The sequence below is a fragment of the Mesorhizobium sp. B2-4-18 genome, from assembly GCF_006441385.1.
Lineage (GTDB): Bacteria > Pseudomonadota > Alphaproteobacteria > Rhizobiales > Rhizobiaceae > Mesorhizobium > Mesorhizobium australicum.
The window spans coordinates 616198-636544 of sequence record NZ_VFUW01000003.1 but is presented as its reverse complement, the minus strand read 5'-3'; the positions used below and the strand labels follow the sequence as shown (position 1 = coordinate 636544).

23 protein-coding genes are annotated in these 20347 nt (G+C 64.9%); 7 read left to right on the top strand and 16 right to left on the bottom strand.

Annotated features, from left to right (window positions below; all coding sequences use genetic code 11):
- Positions 1-71 precede the first annotated feature (71 nt).
- A complete protein-coding gene (locus FJ527_RS10310) occupies positions 72-395 on the bottom strand; it encodes a hypothetical protein (RefSeq protein WP_140712067.1) in 324 nt (107 codons plus the stop codon).
- A gap of 169 nt (positions 396-564) precedes the next feature.
- On the opposite strand from FJ527_RS10310, the gene mbfA reads away from it, so the two are divergent.
- Entirely contained in the window at positions 565-1548 is a 984-nt protein-coding gene (mbfA, locus tag FJ527_RS10305) for an iron exporter MbfA (protein ID WP_015314774.1), read from the top strand.
- A 175-nt stretch (positions 1549-1723) separates the two neighbouring features.
- Here the strand turns inward: mbfA and FJ527_RS10300 are convergent, their stop codons facing one another.
- The 3 genes from FJ527_RS10300 to FJ527_RS10290 form a co-directional block, all read right to left on the bottom strand.
- Entirely contained in the window at positions 1724-2068 is a 345-nt protein-coding gene (locus tag FJ527_RS10300; protein ID WP_140822997.1) for an antibiotic biosynthesis monooxygenase, read from the bottom strand.
- Positions 2065-2397, bottom strand: a complete 333-nt coding sequence (locus FJ527_RS10295; RefSeq protein WP_140712071.1) for an NIPSNAP family protein — start codon at positions 2395-2397, stop codon at positions 2065-2067. Before FJ527_RS10295 ends, FJ527_RS10300 begins: the two co-directional genes overlap by 4 nt.
- An 89-nt stretch (positions 2398-2486) precedes the next feature.
- On the bottom strand, positions 2487-2702 hold the full coding sequence (locus FJ527_RS10290) for a DUF1127 domain-containing protein (RefSeq protein ID WP_140822995.1): 216 nt from the start codon (positions 2700-2702) through the stop codon (positions 2487-2489).
- A gap of 68 nt (positions 2703-2770) precedes the next feature.
- On the opposite strand from FJ527_RS10290, the gene FJ527_RS10285 reads away from it, so the two are divergent.
- A complete protein-coding gene (locus FJ527_RS10285; RefSeq protein ID WP_140712075.1) occupies positions 2771-3445 on the top strand; it encodes a winged helix-turn-helix domain-containing protein in 675 nt (224 codons plus the stop codon).
- Positions 3446-3470: 25 nt separating this feature from the next.
- Here FJ527_RS10285 and ligD read toward each other — a convergent pair whose 3' ends face one another.
- From ligD to FJ527_RS10270, 3 genes are all read right to left on the bottom strand, one after another.
- Positions 3471-6011, bottom strand: coding sequence for a DNA ligase D (gene ligD, locus FJ527_RS10280; protein ID WP_140788886.1), 2541 nt, complete (start codon positions 6009-6011; stop codon positions 3471-3473).
- A gap of 9 nt (positions 6012-6020) precedes the next feature.
- Complete coding sequence (locus FJ527_RS10275; protein WP_140618129.1) at positions 6021-6896, bottom strand: Ku protein; 876 nt, start codon at positions 6894-6896, stop codon at positions 6021-6023.
- 108 nt (positions 6897-7004) lie between these two features.
- Positions 7005-7511 (bottom strand): ferritin-like domain-containing protein, encoded by a 507-nt coding sequence (locus FJ527_RS10270; RefSeq protein ID WP_015314781.1) that lies wholly within the window; start codon positions 7509-7511, stop codon positions 7005-7007.
- A gap of 401 nt (positions 7512-7912) precedes the next feature.
- On the opposite strand from FJ527_RS10270, the gene FJ527_RS10265 reads away from it, so the two are divergent.
- Together FJ527_RS10265 and FJ527_RS29820 are read left to right on the top strand one after the other, a co-directional pair.
- On the top strand, positions 7913-8053 hold the full coding sequence (locus FJ527_RS10265) for a hypothetical protein (protein WP_015314782.1): 141 nt from the start codon (positions 7913-7915) through the stop codon (positions 8051-8053).
- A gap of 2 nt (positions 8054-8055) precedes the next feature.
- Entirely contained in the window at positions 8056-8181 is a 126-nt protein-coding gene (locus FJ527_RS29820) for a hypothetical protein (RefSeq protein WP_263484918.1), read from the top strand.
- Between the two features lie 171 nt (positions 8182-8352).
- Here the strand turns inward: FJ527_RS29820 and FJ527_RS10260 are convergent, their stop codons facing one another.
- The 3 genes from FJ527_RS10260 to FJ527_RS10250 all read right to left on the bottom strand — a co-directional run bounded on the left by FJ527_RS10260 (position 8353) and on the right by FJ527_RS10250 (position 11947).
- Positions 8353-8736, bottom strand: coding sequence for a DUF1850 domain-containing protein (locus FJ527_RS10260; RefSeq protein WP_015314783.1), 384 nt, complete (start codon positions 8734-8736; stop codon positions 8353-8355).
- Between the two features lie 76 nt (positions 8737-8812).
- Complete coding sequence (locus FJ527_RS10255) at positions 8813-10918, bottom strand: TRAP transporter permease (protein WP_140822993.1); 2106 nt, start codon at positions 10916-10918, stop codon at positions 8813-8815.
- Positions 10919-10987: 69 nt separating this feature from the next.
- Positions 10988-11947 (bottom strand): TAXI family TRAP transporter solute-binding subunit, encoded by a 960-nt coding sequence (locus FJ527_RS10250; RefSeq protein WP_140660352.1) that lies wholly within the window; start codon positions 11945-11947, stop codon positions 10988-10990.
- Positions 11948-12203: 256 nt separating this feature from the next.
- On the opposite strand from FJ527_RS10250, the gene FJ527_RS10245 reads away from it, so the two are divergent.
- Complete coding sequence (locus FJ527_RS10245) at positions 12204-12572, top strand: YciI family protein (RefSeq protein ID WP_015314786.1); 369 nt, start codon at positions 12204-12206, stop codon at positions 12570-12572.
- 7 nt (positions 12573-12579) lie between these two features.
- Positions 12580-13824, top strand: a complete 1245-nt coding sequence (locus FJ527_RS10240) for an RNA polymerase sigma factor (protein ID WP_140823085.1) — start codon at positions 12580-12582, stop codon at positions 13822-13824.
- 9 nt (positions 13825-13833) lie between these two features.
- Here FJ527_RS10240 and FJ527_RS10235 read toward each other — a convergent pair whose 3' ends face one another.
- The 6 genes from FJ527_RS10235 to hrcA all read right to left on the bottom strand — a co-directional run bounded on the left by FJ527_RS10235 (position 13834) and on the right by hrcA (position 19346).
- Entirely contained in the window at positions 13834-14460 is a 627-nt protein-coding gene (locus FJ527_RS10235; RefSeq protein ID WP_140618135.1) for a glutathione S-transferase family protein, read from the bottom strand.
- A gap of 158 nt (positions 14461-14618) precedes the next feature.
- Positions 14619-15599, bottom strand: coding sequence for a cysteine synthase A (gene cysK / locus FJ527_RS10230; RefSeq protein ID WP_140822991.1), 981 nt, complete (start codon positions 15597-15599; stop codon positions 14619-14621).
- Between the two features lie 177 nt (positions 15600-15776).
- Positions 15777-16394 carry a LysE family translocator gene (locus FJ527_RS10225; protein WP_140618139.1) on the bottom strand — a complete coding sequence of 206 codons (618 nt, stop codon included), beginning with the start codon at positions 16392-16394 and terminating at the stop codon, positions 15777-15779.
- A 119-nt stretch (positions 16395-16513) separates the two neighbouring features.
- Positions 16514-17857 carry a sorbosone dehydrogenase family protein gene (locus FJ527_RS10220; protein ID WP_246677705.1) on the bottom strand — a complete coding sequence of 448 codons (1344 nt, stop codon included), beginning with the start codon at positions 17855-17857 and terminating at the stop codon, positions 16514-16516.
- A 105-nt stretch (positions 17858-17962) separates the two neighbouring features.
- Complete coding sequence (locus FJ527_RS10215; RefSeq protein WP_015314792.1) at positions 17963-18160, bottom strand: hypothetical protein; 198 nt, start codon at positions 18158-18160, stop codon at positions 17963-17965.
- 103 nt (positions 18161-18263) lie between these two features.
- Positions 18264-19346, bottom strand: coding sequence for a heat-inducible transcriptional repressor HrcA (gene hrcA, locus FJ527_RS10210; RefSeq protein WP_015314793.1), 1083 nt, complete (start codon positions 19344-19346; stop codon positions 18264-18266).
- 155 nt (positions 19347-19501) lie between these two features.
- Here hrcA and rph point away from each other — a divergent pair, with 155 nt between their 5' ends.
- A complete protein-coding gene (rph, locus tag FJ527_RS10205; RefSeq protein WP_015314794.1) occupies positions 19502-20218 on the top strand; it encodes a ribonuclease PH in 717 nt (238 codons plus the stop codon).
- Positions 20219-20347 lie beyond the last annotated feature (129 nt).

Genomic DNA, 20347 nt, shown 5'->3' with positions numbered 1-20347 from the left:
ACAAAGTTCGCGATTGTGATCAAGACACAAACACATCCTGCGTTGCGGCCGTCACGCCCGCATATCGAAATTCACCCCAGCAATGTCCGCTGCCGCTTGCTGCCGCCCAGCTTGCGCCAATTGTTGAACCGATGCGTGGCGGCGGCAAACGAGATCTTCATCTGCTGGGCGACCGAATAGCGCGACTTGCCCTCGTCGAACATGCGGTAGCAGCACTCGACGCCTTCCTCGGTCAGCTTGCCGTCGGGTGCCTTGTTGTGCGGGTTGGCGGGGTCGAATTTCTCGATCTGCTGCTCGACCAGCCCCTTCAGGCGCTGCAGGTCGGCCTCGATGCTGGCGATGAGATCGAGGACCGGTTTCGGGTCGTAGGGGTGCGGAGGCTTCTTGGCCGTCATCAGCTCGTTCCTTTTTTGGCTTGGCCCGATATATAGGTAAACATTCGCTGATAATGAAGAGGGATGCCCGGTGCCGGCTCAACTATTCTTGACCGTGGCCAAGCGCACGATTGACCAAGGACGTTGCAAATCATAGTTTAGAACAATTCTAAACTAGGGTGATTTCCTCATGCTTTCCCGTGTTTTCGGCTTCGGCCGCCGCTCCTTCGAATCGCTCTCCGAACAGGAGATCCTGGCGCTGGCCATTTCATCGGAGGAGGATGACGGGCGTATCTACCGGGCCTATGCGGACGGATTGTCCGAGACCTTTCCGCAATCGGCCAAACTCTTCGAGGCCATGGCCGAGGAGGAAGACGGCCATCGCGACTCGCTGATCGAACTCTTCCGCAAGCGTTTCGGCGAGCGCATTCCGCTGATCCGCCGTGAACATGTGAGGGGCTATTTCGAGCGCAAGCCCGACTGGCTGGTGCGGCCGCTCGGCATCGAGGCCGTGCGCCGCCAGGCCGAGGCGATGGAGCGGCAAGCTTATCTGTTCTATGTCGAGGCGGCCAAGCGCACCACCGACGCCTCGACCCGCAAGCTGCTCGACGATCTGGCCGCGGCCGAACAGGGCCATGAAAGCTCGGCGCATGCGCTGGAGCAGAAACACGTGCCGGGCGAAGTCAAGGTCGAGGAGGCGACCGCCGAGCAGCGCCAGTTCATCCTCACCTATGTGCAGCCGGGCCTGGCCGGGCTGATGGACGGGTCGGTGTCGACGCTGGCGCCGATCTTCGCCGCCGCCTTTGCCACCCATGACACCTGGCAGACGCTTCTGGTCGGTCTCGCCGCCTCGATCGGCGCCGGGATCTCGATGGGCTTCACCGAGGTCGCTTCCGACGACGGCAAGCTGTCGGGCAGGGGTTCACCGATCAAGCGCGGCCTGACCGTCGGCATCATGACGACGCTGGGCGGCCTCGGCCACGCGCTGCCCTATCTCATCCCGCATTTCTGGACCGCGACGGCGGTAGCCGCCGTGGTGGTGTTCTTCGAACTGTGGGCCATCGCCTTCGTCCAGAACCGCTACATGCAGACCCCGTTCCTGCGCGCCGCCTTCCAGGTGGTGCTGGGCGGCGCCCTGGTGTTCGCGGCGGGCGTGCTGATCGGGAATGCGTAAACAAAGTGGCGAGGTCAGCGCTGCCCCTCATCGCCCTGCCGGGCACTTCTCCCCGTATAGTGACGGGGAGAAGGAGGCTGGCTGCAGCGCTGGCTCCTTTCTTCCAACGCTGGCGATTGGCGAAACCGGCGATGGCAGGCAGGTGAGGGGCGGCGCCAACGTCAGCCCAATAACTCTACCCATTCACGGCCCGGCTGTCCGCCGGCGCCTCGTTCCTCTCGACCAGTCCGTAGTCGCGCACCACGTGCGCGATCCGCAATCGATAGCCGGCAAAGATACCGCCGCGCCCGGCCCGCTGCGCCTGCCGGTGCTCTTCGGTGTTGCGCCAGGCCTTCACCGCCTCCTCGTCGCGCCAGAACGACAGCGACAGCACCCGGTCCGGGTCGGCCAGGCTCTGGAAGCGCTCGACGGAGATGAAGCCGTCAATGCCGTCGAGCAGCGGACGCAGGTCGGCGGCTATGCTCAGATAGGCCTCGCGCCGGCCCTGCGCAGGCTGCACCTCGAAGATGACGGCGATCATAGCTTGACCAGCGGCGCATGCGGGCCGGAAGCCAGTTTCAGGAACATGCGGTCCTCCTTGAGGATGAAGCGTTCGCGCTTGGCGAATTCATAGTTTGCCTTGCCGGCGGGGTCTGCGGCAAGCCGGGCGCGGTAGGCTTCGTAGGCGGCGAGGCTTTCGATGTTGTAGGCGGCATAGGCCGTCGTGGCCGAGCCCTCATGCGGCGCGAAATAGCCGATCAGATCGGCGCCGCAGCGCGGAATGGCCTGACCCCAGTTGCGGGCATACTCCTCGAAGGCGGCCTTGCCGAACGGGTCGATCTCATAGCGGATGAAGCAGGTGATGGTCATGTCGGTCTCCTTGATGGGCTTTCGCGCCGATAGTTCGAGCGGCCTCGAAACGTCGTGCCACCCGATCTGCTAGGCAGATGATTTGGCGATCACGCCTGCCAGAAGGATTTCGCGCATTCGCGGCGCACGTCCTCCCGTGTCAGGCCGAGGTCGCGCAGCAGGTGGTCGTCGATCTCCGAGAGGTCGCGGCGCTGCGAATGGCGGTCATACCAGCGGGCCAGCAACCGTGAGCGGACCCAGGTGACGAACGGGGACGATTGGCGGCGGGGCACCGGTTCGGGGGTGAAAGCGATTCGTGCGGCCATCCTCGTCTCCTTGATCCCGTCGGAGAATAATGGTTATCTGACAAGAATGCTTCGATGAGGATCAAACCATGCGTGAAGGACCCGACATTGCCCGCATCGCCAGCCTGGTCGGCGATCCGGCCCGCGCCAACATGCTGAATGCCCTGATGGGCGGCACGGCATTGACCGCGAGCGAACTGGCGCTGGAGGCCGGCGTGTCGCTGCCGACCGCCTCCTCGCATCTGTCCAAGCTGATGGAGGGCGGACTGCTGACCTTGGCCAGCCAGGGCCGGCATCGCTATTACGGTCTGGCCGGCCCGCAAGTGGCCGGCATGATCGAGGCCATCACCGGCGTGGCGGAAGCCGTTGGCCCCAGGCGCGTGCGGCCAGGCCCGCGCGACGGCGCGATGCGCGTCGCGCGCGTCTGCTACGATCACCTTGCCGGCGAGCAGGCCGTTGCGATGCTGGACCGCCTCGTCGAGAAAAACATACTGGTCCGCAACGACAAGGAGATCAGGCTCGGGCCATCCGCCGCATCGCATTTCGCGGCGATCGGCATCGATGTCTACACCAAGCCTCGGCGGCCGGTGTGCCGCGCCTGCCTCGACTGGAGCGTGCGGCGCTCGCACCTCGCCGGGACGCTGGGCGCCGCCATCCTCGACAAGATCCTTGCCGAGAAATGGGCGCGCCGCGAGAAGGACAGCCGCGCGGTGATTTTCTCGCCGCCGGGCAAGCAGGCGTTCGAGAGGGTGTTTTTGGGGTGAGAGTCCCGCAGCGTTGAAAGTCGAGCTAGCCGCGCTTCAGCACCTTCCCCTTCTTGAAGAAATCCACCCACGGATCGGCTTCCGAGAGCCGTTTCAGCGTCGTCTTGTCGCCGATCGGGAAGGCGTTCGGCGGCAGGCCGGCCTCGATCTCGGCCCATGTCACCGGCATCGACACCGTCGCGCCCTTCTTGGCGCGCGAGGAGTAGGGCGCGACGGTGGTCGCGCCGCTGCCGTTGCGCAGGTAGTCGACGAAGATCTTCCCCGTGCGCGCCTTCTTCGACAGCGTCGCGGTGTAGCGGTCCGGCGCGCCTTGCTCCAGCGCCCTGGCGAAATCATGGGCGAAGCCTTTGACCTCGGCCCAATCCGCCGACGGCTTCAGCGGAACGACGACGTGAAAGCCCTTGCCGCCCGATGTCTTGACGAAATTGGGCAGCGACAGCTCGTCGAGCTTGCCCCTGATGTCGAGCGCCGCCTCGCGCACCGCCTTCACATCGACGCCCTCGTCGGGGTCGAGGTCGAAGACGATCTGGTCGGGCTGTTCAAGCTTGTCGATGGTGCAGCCCCAGATGTGGATCTCGACCACGCCGAGCTGGACCAGCGCCGCGATGCCGTCGAAATCGCGGATGAACAGGATTTCCTCGCCATCCGTGGGATCCTTGGTCTTCTCGATCTTCGCATGCATGCCGGGCGAGGCATGCTTCTGGAAGAAGCGCTGGCCGCCGACACCATCGGGCGCCCTGACCAGGCTGAGCGGGCGGTCGACCACGAATTGCTTCATGCGCGGCCATACCAGCGCGTAGTGATCGAGCAGGGCCTGCTTCGAGATCTTTTCGTCGGGCCACAGAAGCTTGTCCGGGTGGGAGAGCTTCACGCTGGTTTTCGCCGCCGGTGCTGCCGTATTGGCGCTGCCTGCCGCCGGCTTGGGCTTGGCGGGGCTCTTGCCTGTCGCTGTTTTGGTTCCCGCTGCCCCTGTTCCCGTTGCATTGGGCTTTTCCTGCACGACTTCCTCCGCCGGCTTGTCCTCGCGCAGCCCCTGGAACGAAGCATGGCGTATTATACGGTCCGACGTCCAGCTGCGAAACTCCACTTCGCCGACCAGTTCCGGCTTGACCCAGACCAGGCCCTTGCCCTTCGGCACGGCCGCATCGAAGGGCGAGGCGTCCGCCTTCAGCGCATCGAGCTTCTTCTTCAGGTCGTTGGCGCTCTTGGTGGAGAAGCCGGTGCCGACACGGCCGGCATAGTGCAGGCTGCCGCCTTCGAAATAGCCGACCAGCAGCGAGCGCAGGCCGCGCCCGGTCTTGTCCGACGGCAGATAGCCGCCAATGACGAATTCCTGCCGTGCCGTGCATTTCGATTTGACCCATGCCGGACCGCGCCCGCTGCGGTAGGGCGCATCGGCGCGTTTTGAGACGACGCCTTCCAGCCCCATGCGGCAGGCATGTTCCAGCATGATCTTGCCGGGTTCGGCAAAATGGTCGGAAAAACGCACCGCCGCGGTGTCGGACGGCTCGCCGAGCAGCGCCTGCAGGGCCTGCTTGCGCTCGACAAGCGGCTCGCGGCGCAAATCCTTGCCGTCGAGCCGCATCAGGTCGAAGACGTAATAGATGAAGCGGTTCGTCCGCTTCGCCGACAGATCCTGCTGCAGCAGCGCGAAGGACGACACGCCGCTGTCGGCCAGCACGACGATCTCGCCGTCGAGGATGGCGTCGCTGCATTTCAGCCCGGCGAGTTCGGCCGCGATCTCGCCGCCGAATTTTTCCGTCCAGTCCAGCCCGGTGCGGGTCAGGAGCCGAACGTCGGTGCCGGCGATCTGCGCCTGCATGCGGTAGCCGTCGAACTTCACCTCATGCAGCCAGTCCTGGCCCGACGGTGCGTCGCGCTCCAGCGTGGCGAGCTGCGGCTCGATGAAATCGAGCTTCTTGCCGCCGGTCTTGGCCTTGCCGGCGGCCGGCTTGTTCGAATGCCAGACCTTCGGCTTCTCGCCCTTGGCCGCCTTGCCTTCACCGACCTCCTCGATCGTCAGGCCTGATTTCACCGATTTCGGCTCGTCTTGCAGAATATCCTCGCCCGGGCGTGCGGCGGCATCGTCCGACTTGATCAGCAGCCAGTTGTCGCGTTTTTCGCCGGGCCGCGGCCGCAGCCGCACCAGATGCCACTTGCCACGCAGCTTGTGGCCCTCGAGCTCGAAGTTGATGTGCCCCTTCGCCATCATCTTGGCCGGATCGCCCTCGGGCATCCAGGTGCCCTCGTCCCAGACGAGGACCGAGCCGCCGCCATACTCGCCCTTGGGGATGGTGCCTTCGAAGCCGGCATAGTCGATGGGATGATCCTCGACATGCACGGCCAGCCGCTTTTCGTGCGGATCGAGGCTCGGGCCGCGCGTCACCGCCCAGCTCCACAGCACGCCATCATGCTCGAGGCGAAAATCGTAATGCAGCCTTGTGGCGGCATGCTTCTGGACGACGAAGATGCCGCCGGCCTTCTTGCCGCGCGCAACCTTACCGGCCGGCTCGGCGGTCTTCTTGAAGTCACGCTTCGAATGATACTGTTCGAGGCTGCTGGCCATCTCGTATCCTCAGGCCGATTTGCGCTTCGGCGCAACGCTTTTCGCCTTGGCACGTTTGGCCGCCGGCTTGGCTTTCGCCGGGGACGACTTGGTTTGTCCTGAACCCGAATCCGACGACAAGCTCTTCTTCAGCGCGTCGAACAGGTTGACGACATTGGAGGGTTTGGGCGCCTCCTTGGCCTTGGGCGCCTTGTGCCCCGCCTTCTTGGCGCGGATCAGCTCGAGCAGGGCTTCCTCATATTTGTCGTCGAATTTCGAGGGATCGAACTTGGTCTTCTTCTTGTCGATGATGAGCTCGGCCAGATCGGTCATCTCCTGGTCGGTCTTCACCGCCTCGATGTCGCCGAAGACGGTCTCCGGCTGGCGCACCGTGTTGTCGTAGCGCAGCGTGGTCAGCACCATGCCCTTGCCGAGCGGCTCGATGACCACCGGACGCTCGCGTCGATAAAGGACGATGCGCGCCAGCCCGGCCATCTTCTTGCCCGCCATCGCGTCGCGGATGACGGCGAACGCCTCCTCCGAAACCTTGTCGGCCGGCGCGACATAGTAGGGGGTGTCGAGATAGATCTGCCGGATCGAGGATTTGTCGACGAAGCCGTCGAGGCTCATCGTGTGCGAGGTTTCGATCTGCACCGCCTCGATCTCGTCCTCCTCTATATGGACGAAGTCGCCTTTTTCGATCTCGTATCCCTTGATCTCGTCGCCGTCCTCGACCGGTTTGCCGGTCTCGGCGTCGACATAGATCCGCTTCACCGTGTTGCCGGTCTTGCGGTTCAAAATGTGGAACGAGACCTTGTCGGCATGGGTGACCACGTTGGTCAGTTCGATGGCGCAGGTGACCAGCGAGAGCTTCAGATAGCCTTTCCAGGCCGGGCGCGGCGCCATGATGATTTCCCCGTGAGAAAGATCAGCTGGAACGGGCGACCACCCCGCTCGGTTCCAACCCGGTCGGCCGGGGCCGGCGCGGTTGCCGCCGGCCCCGGCCTTCAGCCCCTATTCGGCGGCCTGCAGGTTGATCTTGCTTTCCGCGATTTCGGTCAGCTTGCGATCCGTCGCCTGCTCTTCCTTGAGATTCTTGGCCAGCACATTGGCGCAGTCGCTGCGGCCGAGCTGCTTGGCCCAGGCGATCAAGGTGCCGTAGCGGGTCATTTCATAGTGCTCGACGGCCTGCGCGGAGGCGATCAGCGCGGCATCCAGAACGTCCTTGTCGTCGACATCGCCGCTGACGTCGTCGGCCTCCTCGAGAATGCCGTCGATGGCCGGGCAGTTGACCTGCTTGGCCTTGACGCCATGCAGCTCGAACACCTGCTCGACGCGTTCGATATGGCCCTTGGTCTGCTCGAGGTGTTTTTCGAAGCCGGCCTTCAATTGCGGATCGGTTGCCTTGTCGACCATCTTCGGCAGCGCCTTCTCGATCTGCTTTTCGGCATAATAGATGTCGCGCAGCGTGTGCACGAAGAGGTCGTCCAGCGTTTTGATGTCCTTCGAAAAGAAGCCCATGATTTCAACCTTTCCATTGCTCTTGCTTGTTCGGGAGATCCCGGCCTTGCCTGGGCAGTGCCTGTGAGCCGGCAATGCCGGTTCTTGGAACTCAACGTCCATTGGTGGGGCCGGTTCCGAGCGCTCGCGGCCGCACGGCAGGAAATTCCCGGGCGGCACGAAAGTTGAAACACAAGCGCGCCAAGGCGACATTCAAACGAAACATATGTGATGCAAAAGTCACACCAACCGAAATGGTGACAAAAGGCGTCGAAACACCCCGAATCAGCCGCAATCCGGCCATGAAGCGACGGGTTTTCGACCAAAAATTAACATCACGTTCACTGAGTATTCACGCCTCGATGCTATCGTTCTCGCACTTCGGAAGGGACGTCCGAAAATCGGGACAGGGACCAGGTAAAATGAACTTCCTCACGCAACTCATCGGCTATGCCGCCGCTATCCGCGAATTCGTCGCGCCGACCTATCGGCCCGAGCGCTATTACATGCGTGGCCCCGGTCCGGCCTGCGCCCGTCGCGGCACGTCGCTGGGCGCGCACTGACCATGAGCTTCGAAAGCCGCCACAACAGCCGCATCTGCAGGCCGGACGCCGACAGCCGCGCCACCGCCTATCGCGCCGAACGCCCTGTCCTGGCCGACCGCCGGCGTGCGGCAACGCCGCGTCTTTGATGCCGCCATCGGCTGGCTTGGTGTCATAGGACATAAGCAGCCGAGGCCAGCGTGACCGCGCGTCCGCGGACGAGCCATCCCACGCAAGCCGTCCCTCTGAACCCTTCGGTGCAGCCGCTGATCCTCTTCGAGAGCGTCGCGCCTGGTTGCGGCCAATCGGATGAATGCGCGCTACCGCAGCCGGCTCAAGCGATCGGCCACACAGGGTTGGAGCACAATCGCGCCGCCCGCCGCCTTACCCAGTTCGCGGCAATCCTGGGACGTGCACAGCGTCCAGCCACCGGCCGTCGCGCCGGAGGCCGCCAGCACGAGACGGGGCTGCGGCCCGACCTTGGGCGAATAGGCCCACCAGCCATCCTTCAGCACCGCACCTTCCGGCGGCTCCATGCCGGCACCCGAGCCTTTGATACGGGCCTCGACTACTTGCAGGCCGGAGGGCGTCACCTTCCAGTCTTCCTCCCAGCGCGTCCGCTCCACCGAATGCGCCCAGGACAATGTGAAGGCGGCAACGCCGAGCGTCACGCTCTTGCCGGCGGCGAGGATGCACAGGCTCATGCGGTTTCTCGCCTGAGCAGGATCGCCGCCGCCAGCCGGGTGCCGCTTTTTGCGTTCGCCGACCTTCGCTTCGGGATCATGCCCTGGCCGGCGCCTGCCGGGCACGCCAGACATGCCAGCCGATCCAGGCCAGCGACAGCGCCCAGCCGGTCTCGTCGGTCAGCGGCACCGCCGCCACCAGCAGCACGCCGGCGGCGAAGGCGACCAGCCGTTCCCACCAGGCCATGCGCGTGGCAAGGAAGCCGACGGCGGCGGCGCCCCACAGCACGATGCCCATGCAGGCCTTGAGAACGATGTAGGCGACCTCGACGGGATAACCGAACTGGGCGGCGATCGGTCCGGCGTCCTGCAGCATCAGCGCCGGCGTGTAGACCGCCATGAACGGAACGACGAAGCCGGCAATGGCAAGTTTTGTCGCCTGGATGCCGATCTTGAGGCCGCTCTCCTTGGCCATGGGTGCGGCGGCAAAGGCGGCCAGCGCCACCGGCGGAGTCAGGTCGGCCATGATGCCGAAATAGAAGACGAACATGTGGCTGACCACCAGCGGCACGCCGAGCGATAGCAGCGCCGGCCCGGCCAGCGACGAGGTGATGATGTAGTTGGGGATGGTCGGGATGCCCATGCCGAGCACCAGGCAGGTCAGCATGGTCAGCACCAGCGACAGGAACAGGTTGTTCTCGCCGATCGAGATGATCCAGCCGATGAAGGTCGAGGCGATGCCGGTCAGCGTCAGCGTGCCGATGACGATGCCGACGATGGCGCAGGCAATGCCGACCGGCAGCGCGTTCTTGGCGCCTTCGGCAAGCGAGTCGATGCAGATCCGCAGCGTCTCGCGGCCACCCTTGAAAGCAAGGCAGGCAATGACGAGTGCGGCGATGACAAGGCTGAGGATGTTGACGCCGAATTTCATGAAGGAGGAGGCGGCAAGCCCCAGCGCCAGCCAGAAGACGACGCGGAAGGCGAGCGGCCCGATCAGCGCCGCCAGCGGCGTGCCGAGGATCAGCACGATGGTCAGCGCCAGGCCCATCGTACCGGCGAAGACCGGCGTGTAGCCGGCGAACAGCAGATAGATCAGCGCCGCCAGCGGCAGCACCAGCGGCCAGTGCTGTCGCACGGCGTCCCAGGGGTTGGGCAGGTCCGCCTTGGCCATGCCGCTCAGGCCGGCCTTGCCTGCCTCCAGATGCACCTGCCAGAAACAGGCGCCGAAATAGAGCAGCGCCGGGATGATGGCCGCCTTGACCACGTCGGCATAGGGGATGTTCAGCGTCTCGGCCATGATGAAGGCGACCGCGCCCATCACCGGCGGCATGATCTGGCCGCCCATCGATGAGGTCGCCTCGACGGCGCCGGCAAAGGCCGAGCGGAAGCCGAAGCGCTTCATCAAGGGAATCGTGAACTGGCCGCTGGCCACCACATTGGCGACGCCGGAACCGGAAATGGTGCCCATCAGCGCCGAGGACAGCACGCAGACCTGCGCCGGGCCGCCGCGCCAGGTGCCGACCAGGCCGAGCGCGAAATCGTTGAACAGCGCGATCATTCCGGCGCGCTCCAGGAAGGCGGCAAAGACGACGAAGATGAAAATATAGGCGGCCGAGACATAGATCGGCGTGCCGTAAATGCCTTCGGTGCCGTAGGCGAAGGTGTCGACCAGCTGGGCGAAGTCATAGCCGCGATGGATGAAGGGCGGCGGCAGATGATTGCCGACGAAGCAATAGGCGAGAAAGATGAAGGCGATGGCCGCCAGCGGCAGTCCCATCAGCCGGCGCGCCGCCTCGAAGACCAGCACCACCAGCACCGCGCCGACGATCAGGTCCGGCGTGGTGAGGAAGCCGGAGCGCCGGATGAGGTCGGTATAGAACACCCAATTGTACAGGCCGGTGCCGAAGCCGAGCACGCCCAGCGTCCAGAACGCGGCCTTGGCCGGCAGGTTGGTGGCGCGCAGATTGGCGATCAGGCCGAAGCCGAGCAGCAGCAGGAAGCCGACATGCATGGCCCGCACCACCTGGCTCGGCAGGCTGCCATAGGCGGCGATGTAGATCTGGAAGGCGGAAAAAGCGACCGCGATGGCGAAGGCCGCCTTGCCGGCGATGCCGTCGCCGAAACCCGGCGGCAGTCCTTCTACCTGCTCTTCGGCGACGGGGAGATGGAAGGTGGAGGATTTGCCGTCGACTGCTTCGCTCATCCGACGCACTCCAAAATGAGCGAATGATAGTGCGAGGCGCGTCGCGAAGACATCTCAGATAGTCCTCGCCTACTTCAGCAGCCCCTTCTCCTTGTAATACCGCTCCGCGCCCGGATGCAGCGGCACCGGCATGCCGTCGAGGGCCTTGGCCGGGTCGATCGCCTTGGCGGCGGCGTGCGCGGCGGCAAGCTGGTCGAGATGCTCGAACATCTGCTTGGTCATCTGGTAGGCGGTCTCATCCGAGACATCGGCACGGGTGATGAGGAAGTTGCCGACGGCGGCTGTCGCGACATCCTCTGCCTGGCCCTCATAGGTGCCTTTGGGAATGACCACCGACAGATAGGGCGAGCCGATCTTGGCGACGTCTTCGGCCGGCACCGCAACGACATTGATCGGCAGCGAGGTGGCGAGATCGCGGATCGAGGCGACGCCCAGCCCGGCCGATTGCAGCGTGGCGTCGAGCTGGCGGTTCTTGATCAGCTCGACCGATTCGGCGAAGGGCAGATATTCGACGCGGCCGAGGTCCTCGTATTTCAGCCCGGCGGCGGCGAAGATGGCCCGCGCGTTGAGCTCGGTGCCCGATGCCGGCGCGCCGACCGACAAGCTCTTGCCCTTGAGGTCGGCGAGCGTCTTGATGCCGGATTCCTGGCTGGCGACGATCTGGATGTAATTGGGATAGATGGCGGCGATGCCGCGCAGCTTGTCCAGCTTGCCGGGGAAGCCGGCCTCGGCATTGCCCTCGGCGGCCATCTTGACGGAATCGCCGAGCGCGAACGCGATCTCGCCCTTGCCCTGCTGCAGGAGGTTGAGGTTCTCGACCGAGGCCTTGGTCGCCTGCACCTGGGTGCGGGCGCCCTCGATGCCCTTGCCGTAGATTTCCGACAGTGCCACGCCGAGCGGATAATAGACGCCCGAAGTGCCGCCGGTCAGCACATTGATGAATTCCTGCGCGGTGGCGGACACCGCACCAAGGCCAAGGGAAAGCGCCATCGCGCCGGCAGCAATAAACGTCTTTCTGAAGTTCAACATCCGGTTTCCTCCCTGAAATATTGGCCGCATCGCCTCCCTGACGCGAACCGGGCGAGTTTAGACAGCGGAGGGGAAATGCCAACCCGCAATTCCGCTCGTTAGACGAATGGTTGAGAGTGTCGCCAAACATATGCCCGCTTGCACAAGGCGCGGCCGGAGCCGAAAGTTTTTCCAGCGCCTGTCGAAATCGGCCAAGGTCGCGCGACATACGTTCGGCCCGCAACGAAGCGGCCTTCGAAACCACGGGAGAAGACCCATGCGATACATGCTTATGATTTACGCCGACGAAGCCGCGATGGCGAACGTGCCGACCGAGGCGACCTATCAGATGAGCGCCGCCTATGACGCCTACACGGAAGCGCTGAAGAAGTCCGGCACCTGGCTGGCCGGCGACAGGCTGCGCCCGAGCCAGGCGACCACCCTGGTCCGGATGACTGACGGTAAGACCAGCGTGCTCGACGGCCCCTATGCCGACACCAAGGAGCAGCTTGCCGGCTTCTACATGATCGAAGCCGAGGACGCCGACGCCGCGATCGCCTGGGCGGCGCGCTGTCCGGCGGCCAGCACCGGGACTGTCGAGGTGCGGCCGATCTGGGAAATGGCCGACTATCTGCCCAGGAAATGACGGCGTGATGGACACACGCCCCGAAATCGCCCGGGTGGCCGCCGAGACGGCCGCCCGGCAGAGCTACGGCAAGCTGGTCGCCTGGCTGGCGGCGCGCACGCGCGACGTGGCTGCCGCGGAGGATGCTCTGGCCGACGCCTTTGCGGCGGCGCTTGAACGCTGGCCGCGCACCGGCGTGCCGGAAAAGCCGGAAGCCTGGTTGCTCGCGGTGGCAAGGCGGCGGCGTGTCGACGCGGTGCGGCGGCGGCTGACCAGCGAAGCCGGCCGCGACCATCTCAAGCTGATTGCCGAGGAGGCGGAGGCGCGCATGACCGATGAGGACCTGCCCGACGAACGATTGCGGCTGATGTTCGCCTGCGCCCATCCGGCGATCGAACCCGGCGTGCGGGCGCCGCTGATCCTTCAGACCATCCTCGGCTTCGATGCCGCGACGATCGCATCCGCCTTCCTGCTCTCGCCGTCAACGATGGGACAGCGGCTGGTGCGCGCCAAGAGCCGCATCCGCGAGACCGGCATTCCGTTCCGCGTGCCGGAGCGAGCCGAACTCGGTGAAAGGCTGGACGCCGTGCTGGAGGCGATCTACGCCGCTTTCGCCGAGGGCTGGTCCGACCCCGCCGGTACAGAGACGCGGCGCCGAAACCTCGCCACCGAAGGTATCTGGCTCGGCCGGCTGGTGGCCTCGCTGCTGCCGGACGAGCCGGAAGCGCTGGGCCTGCTGGCTCTGATGCTGTTCGCCGAGGCGCGCCGCGCCGCGCGTCGCGACACGGCCGGAGAGTATGTGCCGCTCGCCGAGCAGGACCATGCACTGTGGGATCACGCCCTGGTCGACGAGGCCGAAGCGCTGCTCCGCCGTGCCGCCACCATGGGCACGATCGGCCGCTATCAGCTCGAGGCGGCGGTCCAGTCGGCGCATGTGGCGCGACGGCTGAGCGGCCGCACCGACTGGGCGGCGATCCGCGCGCTCTACGAAGCGCTGTTTTCGATCGCGGGATCACCGGTCGTGGCGATCAACCGCGCGGTGGCGATCGCCGAGACCGAGGGCGCGGTGGCGGGGTTGGCGGCTCTTTACGTGCTGGGAGACGACAAGCGGCTCAATGACTACCAGCCCTACTGGGCCGCGCGGGCCGGCCTGCTGGCCAGGCTCGGCCAGGCACCGCAGGCGCTCGAAGCCTATGATCGGGCGATCGGCCTCGAGCGCGATCCGGCGGTGCGCCGCTTCCTGCAGGCAAGACGCGCCGCGCTCATACAGTGAAGTGTCCGCTCAGGCCGGCCACATTTCGTGCGACGTGTTGAGCGTCTTCATGAGCGGATGCTCGCGCAACCGCGCCCACAGGCGTTCGATACCGGGCCAGGCCGCCCGCGCCATGTCGATGTCGGGATGCCAAGCCACCAGCATGACGAGATAGATGTCGGCCAGCGACATCTGATCGCCGGCGAGCCAGTCGCGGTTGCGCAAGGCTGCATCGACGACGGCAAAACCGCGGTCCATCTCGGCGACCGCCGCCTGTTTCACCGCCTTCGACCCCTCGGCATCTGTCGTGTAGCGATGGGCGTAGTAGAGCCGCAGCACCGCCGGGTAAAGCACCGAGGACATGAACGCCATCCAGCGCAGGAACTCCGCGCGGGCGGGCGCGCCGACCGCCGGCGCCAGGCCGGCTTGCGGGTGGCGCTCGGCGAGCAGGATGCAGATCGCCGCCGATTCGGTGATAGAGCGTCCGTCCGGCAAGGTCAGCACCGGCACCTGGTTCAACGGGCTGATGGCGAGGAAGGCCGGATCGGGCGCCTCGCTTTTCGGCACGTCGATCTGCTGGAAAGGCGCATCGATCAGCGCCAGCGCCGCCTCGACGACAAAGCCGCCGCTGCCCGGACGCGTGTAGAGCTTGTACATGAAATCCTCCCCCGGCCCGAACCAGGGCGCGCTCGAGATTTGCACCGGAAGCAGGGGCTACTCAAGTCGGGTAAGGACTCCACGGCAGGTTTTTCAACGGGCCAGGCTCAGGACGCTAAACAAGCCACGTTAGCGCTGCTGTTCTTGGGTATCGAAGCCTAAGCCCCCAGCCCCTCGAACAGGATCGTCGACAGATACCGCTCGGCGAAGTCGGGGATGACCACGACCAGGGTCTTGCCCTTGTTCTCGGGCCGCGAGCCGACGACGATGGCCGCCTGCAGGGCCGCGCCCGAGGAGATGCCGACCGGCACGCCTTCGAGGCGGGCGATGAGGCGCGCATTGGCGACCGAGTCCTCGTTCGAGACCTTGACGATCTCGTCATAGACCGTGGTGTCGAGGATTTTTGGCGCGAAGCCGGCGCCGATGCCCTGGATCTTGTGCGGGCCGGGCTGGCCGCCCGACAGCACCGGCGAAGCATCCGGCTCGACGGCGACGACATGCAGCGCGGGCTTGCGCTTCTTCAAAACCTGGCCGACGCCGGTGATGGTGCCGCCAGTGCCGATGCCGGCGATGAAGATGTCGATCCCGCCCTGGGTGTCGTTCCAGATTTCCTCCGCCGTCATCTTGCGATGGATCTCTGGATTGGCCGGGTTTTCGAACTGCTGCGGAATGATGGCGTTGGGGATCGTCGCGGCCAGTTCGTCGGCCTTGGCGATGGCGCCCTTCATGCCTTTCGGGCCTTCGGTCAGCACCAGCTCGGCGCCGAGCAGCGCCAGCATCTTGCGGCGCTCGACCGACATCGTCTCCGGCATGGTCAGGATCAGCTTGTAGCCCTTGGCGGCGGCGGCGAAGGCGAGCGCGATGCCGGTGTTGCCGGATGTCGGTTCGATCAGCGTGGTCTTGCCGGGGGCAATCTTGCCGGCCGCTTCCAGCGCCTCGATCATCGCTACGCCGATACGGTCCTTGACCGAGGCGATCGGATTGAAGAATTCGAGCTTGGCGACCAGATTGGCGACGATGCCCTTCTCCTTGGCGAACTTGTCGAGCCGTACCAGGGGCGTGTCGCCGATCGTGTCGGTGATGGAATCGTAGATGCGGCCGCGGCCGGGCACGCGGGCTGAAGTGACGGGCTTGTTCATTGGTTTCGCTCCCTGGATTTCAGGCAATTGGCAGTAGCCGACAGAATAGGGCTTTCAACCGCGCAAGATAGGCTGCGGCTGGAAAATATCCGAGTGGGGCGCGTGCTGAAAACGCCTGGCCCTCGGAAAAGCATTTCCCGAAACAGCCGGGGCAGGGAATGGTTTGGCCGAAACGACCTACTGACGAGCGGCGATCGCCGCCGCCGCGCCAACCATGAAGGCGCCGGCGGTGCGGTTCAGCACCTTCAGCGCGCGCGGCGACTTCAGGAACCAGCGCGCCTTGGCCGCCAGCGCCAGGTAAGGCACCAGCACGACGAACAGGACGACGACCGTCAGCGCGACGAGAATGCCGTAATCGGCAAGCGTGATCGTCTTCAGGTCGACGATGGTCGGCGTGATGGCGAGGTAGAAGATCATCGTCTTGGGGTTGCCGAGCGTCACGGTGAGGCCGGCGACGAAGCTCGACAGCAAGCCGCCCTTTCCCTTCCTGGCTTCGACGGTTTCAGGTGTGATGCCGGCGGTCCAGAAGCGCCAGCCGAGGAAAGCCAGGTAGGCGACGCCGGCCCATTTGATGGCCAGGAAAACCATGCCGAACTCCTGCGCGACGAAGGCGAGGCCCAGCACCACGGCGGTCAGGTAGGTGAGATCGCCCAGCATGAGTCCGAAGGACATGGCCAGCGACGAGCGAAAGCCCGAGCCCAGCGCACGCGCGACCAACGCGGTGATGCCGGGGCCAGGAATGGCGGCGGCGATACCAAGAGCGGCGCTATAGGCGAGGAATCCGGTGAGGGTCATTGGCGTTGGCGTCCAAGGGCGGTCGCGCCCGTTGTCGCACGAGGCGGGCCTCCAGGAGAACGCCCTGAGCGCGGGATTCGCTTGCGCCAGACGGCAATGGCCCGGTTCGCAAGCAAGGATCAGGAGCGGTCGCCACCATAAGTCACGCGCCAGATCGTGCCGTTGCCGTCCTCGGAGACGATCAAGGATCCGTCGCCGGCCGCCGCAACGCCGACCGGGCGGCCCCACACCTCGCCATTGGAAACGACGAAGCCGGTCATGAAATCCTCGTATTCGCCGGTTGGCTTGCCGTCCTCGAACAGAAGCCGGACCACCTTGTAGCCGGTCCTGTTGCCGCGGTTCCACGAACCGTGCAGGGCAACGAAGGCGTCGCCTCGATACGCCTGGGGAAAGCCGGTGTCGGCGGGCAAATCCTTGCCATCGTAGAAGGCGATGTTGAGCGGCGCCGAATGCGCCTGCATCAGCACGTCGGGACTGTCAGCCTTGCCGGTGAGATCGGACCGCTCGCCCCTGTGGCGCGGGTCCTCATTGTCGCCGATATAATACCAGGGCCAGCCATAGAAGGCGCCTTCCCTGACCGATGTCGCGTATTCGGCGGGCACATTGTCGCCGAGCCCGTCGCGTTCGTTGACGACACACCATAGCGCGCCGGTCGCCGGCTGGACGGTCATCCCCGAACAGTTGCGCAAGCCGGTGGCGACTGTGCGGCCGTTCTTGCCGTCGGGATCGAAGGCCCGGACCTCGGCCCGGCCCGCCTCGGAACCCCAACTGGCGCCGAGCGGCTTAGCCTTGACCCAGGCGTCGAGCCCGCCCCTGGGCCTCTTGCCCATGTCCTCGGCGACATTCGAGCCGGAGCCGACGGAGAGGTAAAGTGTCTTGCCGTCGGGCGAGAAGGCGATGTCGCGGGTCCAGTGGTGGGTCGAGGGGATGTCGGCGACGATGGTTTGCGGCTCGCCCGAGGCCTTCAGGTCGCCATTGCCGTAGGCAAAACGCACGATGCTGTCGCTGTTGGCGACGTAGACCCATTGCGGGTCCTTGCCCGGGGGATAGAAGGCAATGCCATAGGGCCGGTTGAGGCCGCCGGCAAAGATGCTTTTCTCCGCGGCTTTCGCGCTGCCCTTTGCCAGGCGATAGACCCGAACCTGGTTGGCCTTGCTGTCGGCAACGAACAGGTCGCCATTGGGTGCGATGCGCACGACGCGCGGATTGTCGATCCCCGAGGCGATCAACTCGGCCGAAAACCCCGGCGGCAAATGCGGCTTTGCGTCCGCCGGCATGTCGATCACGCCGGCGCTGTTGGACGCGGATTTGGTGACATAGGGTTTCGGCAGGTCTTCCGGCTTGATCAGCCGGCGCACGCCGGGCCTGTCCGCCCGCCAATCGCCGAAGGCGGCCGGGCCTTTGAGCACAGGCTGGTCGGCTTGCTGGGCGAGCGCCGCTGTCGTGACAAACAGTGCGGACATCGCCAGTCCGGCTAATCGCATTACTTCCTCCAATCCGTCATGAAGGAAAGCAACGATCGGTTTGCCCGTGGGTTCCGTTGCGCACGATGCGCAAAACTTCTCGGATCAGGTCCCGGCAGCGTAAAAATCGTCGTCCAGGCGTTTTTCCAATTCAACGAGATCGGCCGGCAATGGCAGGCCCATGGCGCGCATCTCGCGCAGTTTTTCGCGCAGCTGTTCCTGAATTTCGTGCTGGTCCTCCGGCTGGTTGACCATCTCCTCGAGCAGCAGACTGATCTGGGCCTTGAACGATTCCAGCGCCATTCTTTTTCTCCTTTGCAGCCTGTCTGGATTTACGGTCCCGCCAGGAAAGTCGTTCGCGGTCGAATTCCGGCATGGAAGCCAAAGCAATAATTCCTCGGACTCCTTACCTCAGCATGCGGGAAATCAGCTGTGCCGTATAATCCACCATCGGCACGATGCGGGCATAGTTCAGCCTTGTCGGGCCGATGACGCCGAGCGCGCCGACGACGCGGGCGTCCTTGTCGCGATAGGGCGCCACCACCAGCGACGAGCCCGACAGCGAGAACAGCTTGTTTTCCGAGCCGATGAAGATGCGCACGCCCGATCCCTGCTCGGCGAGGTCGAGCAATTGGATCAGCCCGTCCTGCGTTTCCATGTCCTCGAACAGGTGGCGCAAGAGTTCGATGTCGGCCTGGGCGGTGACGTTTTCCAGCAGATTGGCGCGGCCGCGCACGATGAGCCGGGCAGGCAGGCCGCTTTCGGCGCCCGCCCACACCGCAAGCCCCTTCTCGACGAGGTCCTGCGACAGCGTATCGAGGGCGGCTCTCGTCTCTTCCTTGATGCGGGCGATCTCGGTGCGCGCCTCGGCCAGCGTGCGGCCACGAATATGCGCGTTGAGGAAATTCGAGGCCTCGTGCAGTTGCGAGACGGTGATGCCGGCGGGCAGCTCGACGACACGGTTTTCGACGTCGCCATTCTGCGATACCAGCACGGCAAGCGCCTTGGTCGGCTCCAGCTGGATGAATTCGATATGCTTGAGCGCCACCTCGTTCTTGGCGGCCAGCACCAGGCCGGCGCCCCGCGACATGCCCGACAGCATCTGGCTGGCTTCGGTCAACATATGCTCCAGCGTCGCGCCCGAGCCGGAGGCCCGCACCTGCGCCTCGATGGTGCGGCGCTCCTCGTCGGAGAGGTCGCCAAGCTCCATGAAGGCATCGACGAAGAAACGCAGGCCAGCCTGGGTCGGCAGGCGCCCGGCCGAGATGTGCGGCGCGTAGATCAGCCCGAGATGCTCGAGGTCGCTCATCACGTTGCGGATGGTGGCGGGCGACAGCGAGGACGGCAGGATGCGCGACAGGCTGCGCGAGCCCACGGGTTCGCCGTCCCGCAGATAGGAATCGACGATGCGCCGGAAGATGTCGCGCGAGCGCATGTCGAGCGACTGAAGAGCCAGCGACTGCGAGGCGGGATCGACTGCCTTGGTCATTCGGCTAAAAACCTCCGGTTCAAGGATATAGACTTCGGTGGGCCGCGCGCAACCCGGTGTCTGTGTCGGATCGCTCGGCCATTTTCCTTTGCGCCATGGGCTTGGTGGGGCTACAAGCCGGCCACGATTCAAAAAATGACAAGAAAGCAGGCCGAATGCGCCCCTCCAAACGCCAATTCGACGAAATGCGCGCCATATCCTTCGAGCGCGGCGTCTCCAAGCATGCCGAAGGCTCGTGCCTGGTGAAGTTCGGCGACACGCATGTCCTGTGCACCGCCAGCCTTGAGGAAAAGGTGCCTGGCTGGATGCGCAATTCCGGCAAGGGCTGGGTGACGGCCGAATATGGCATGCTGCCGCGCTCGACCGGCGAGCGCATGCGCCGCGAGGCCTCCGCCGGCAAGCAGGGCGGCCGCACGCTGGAAATCCAGCGGCTGATCGGCCGTTCGCTACGCGCCGTGGTCGACCTGCAGGCGCTGGGCGAACAGCAGATCACCGTCGACTGCGACGTCATCCAGGCCGATGGCGGCACCCGCACCGCTTCGATCACCGGCGGCTGGGTGGCGCTGTATGACTGCCTGCGCTGGATGGAAGCGCGGCAGATGGCCAGCGTTTCGAAAGTGCTGAAGGATCATGTCGCGGCGATTTCCTGCGGCATCCATGACGGCCAGCCGGTCATCGACCTCGACTATATCGAGGATTCCTCGGCCGGCACCGACGCCAATTTCGTCATGACCGGCAAGGGCGGCATCGTCGAGATCCAGGGCACCGCCGAGGGCGAGCCTTTCTCCGAAGAGCAGTTCGCGGCCTTGATGGGCCTGGCCAAGAAGGGCATTTCCCGGTTGGTCAGCCTGCAGCAGATGGCGGTGGCTTAGTTTATTCATGCGGAGCCTGGGCACCCCCCTCTGCCCTGCCGGGCATCTCCCCCGCAAGGGGGGAGATCGGATGTTGTCGAGAGCTTCGCCAACAATCAGCATAGAATACCATGAGCTGGCGCTCACGCT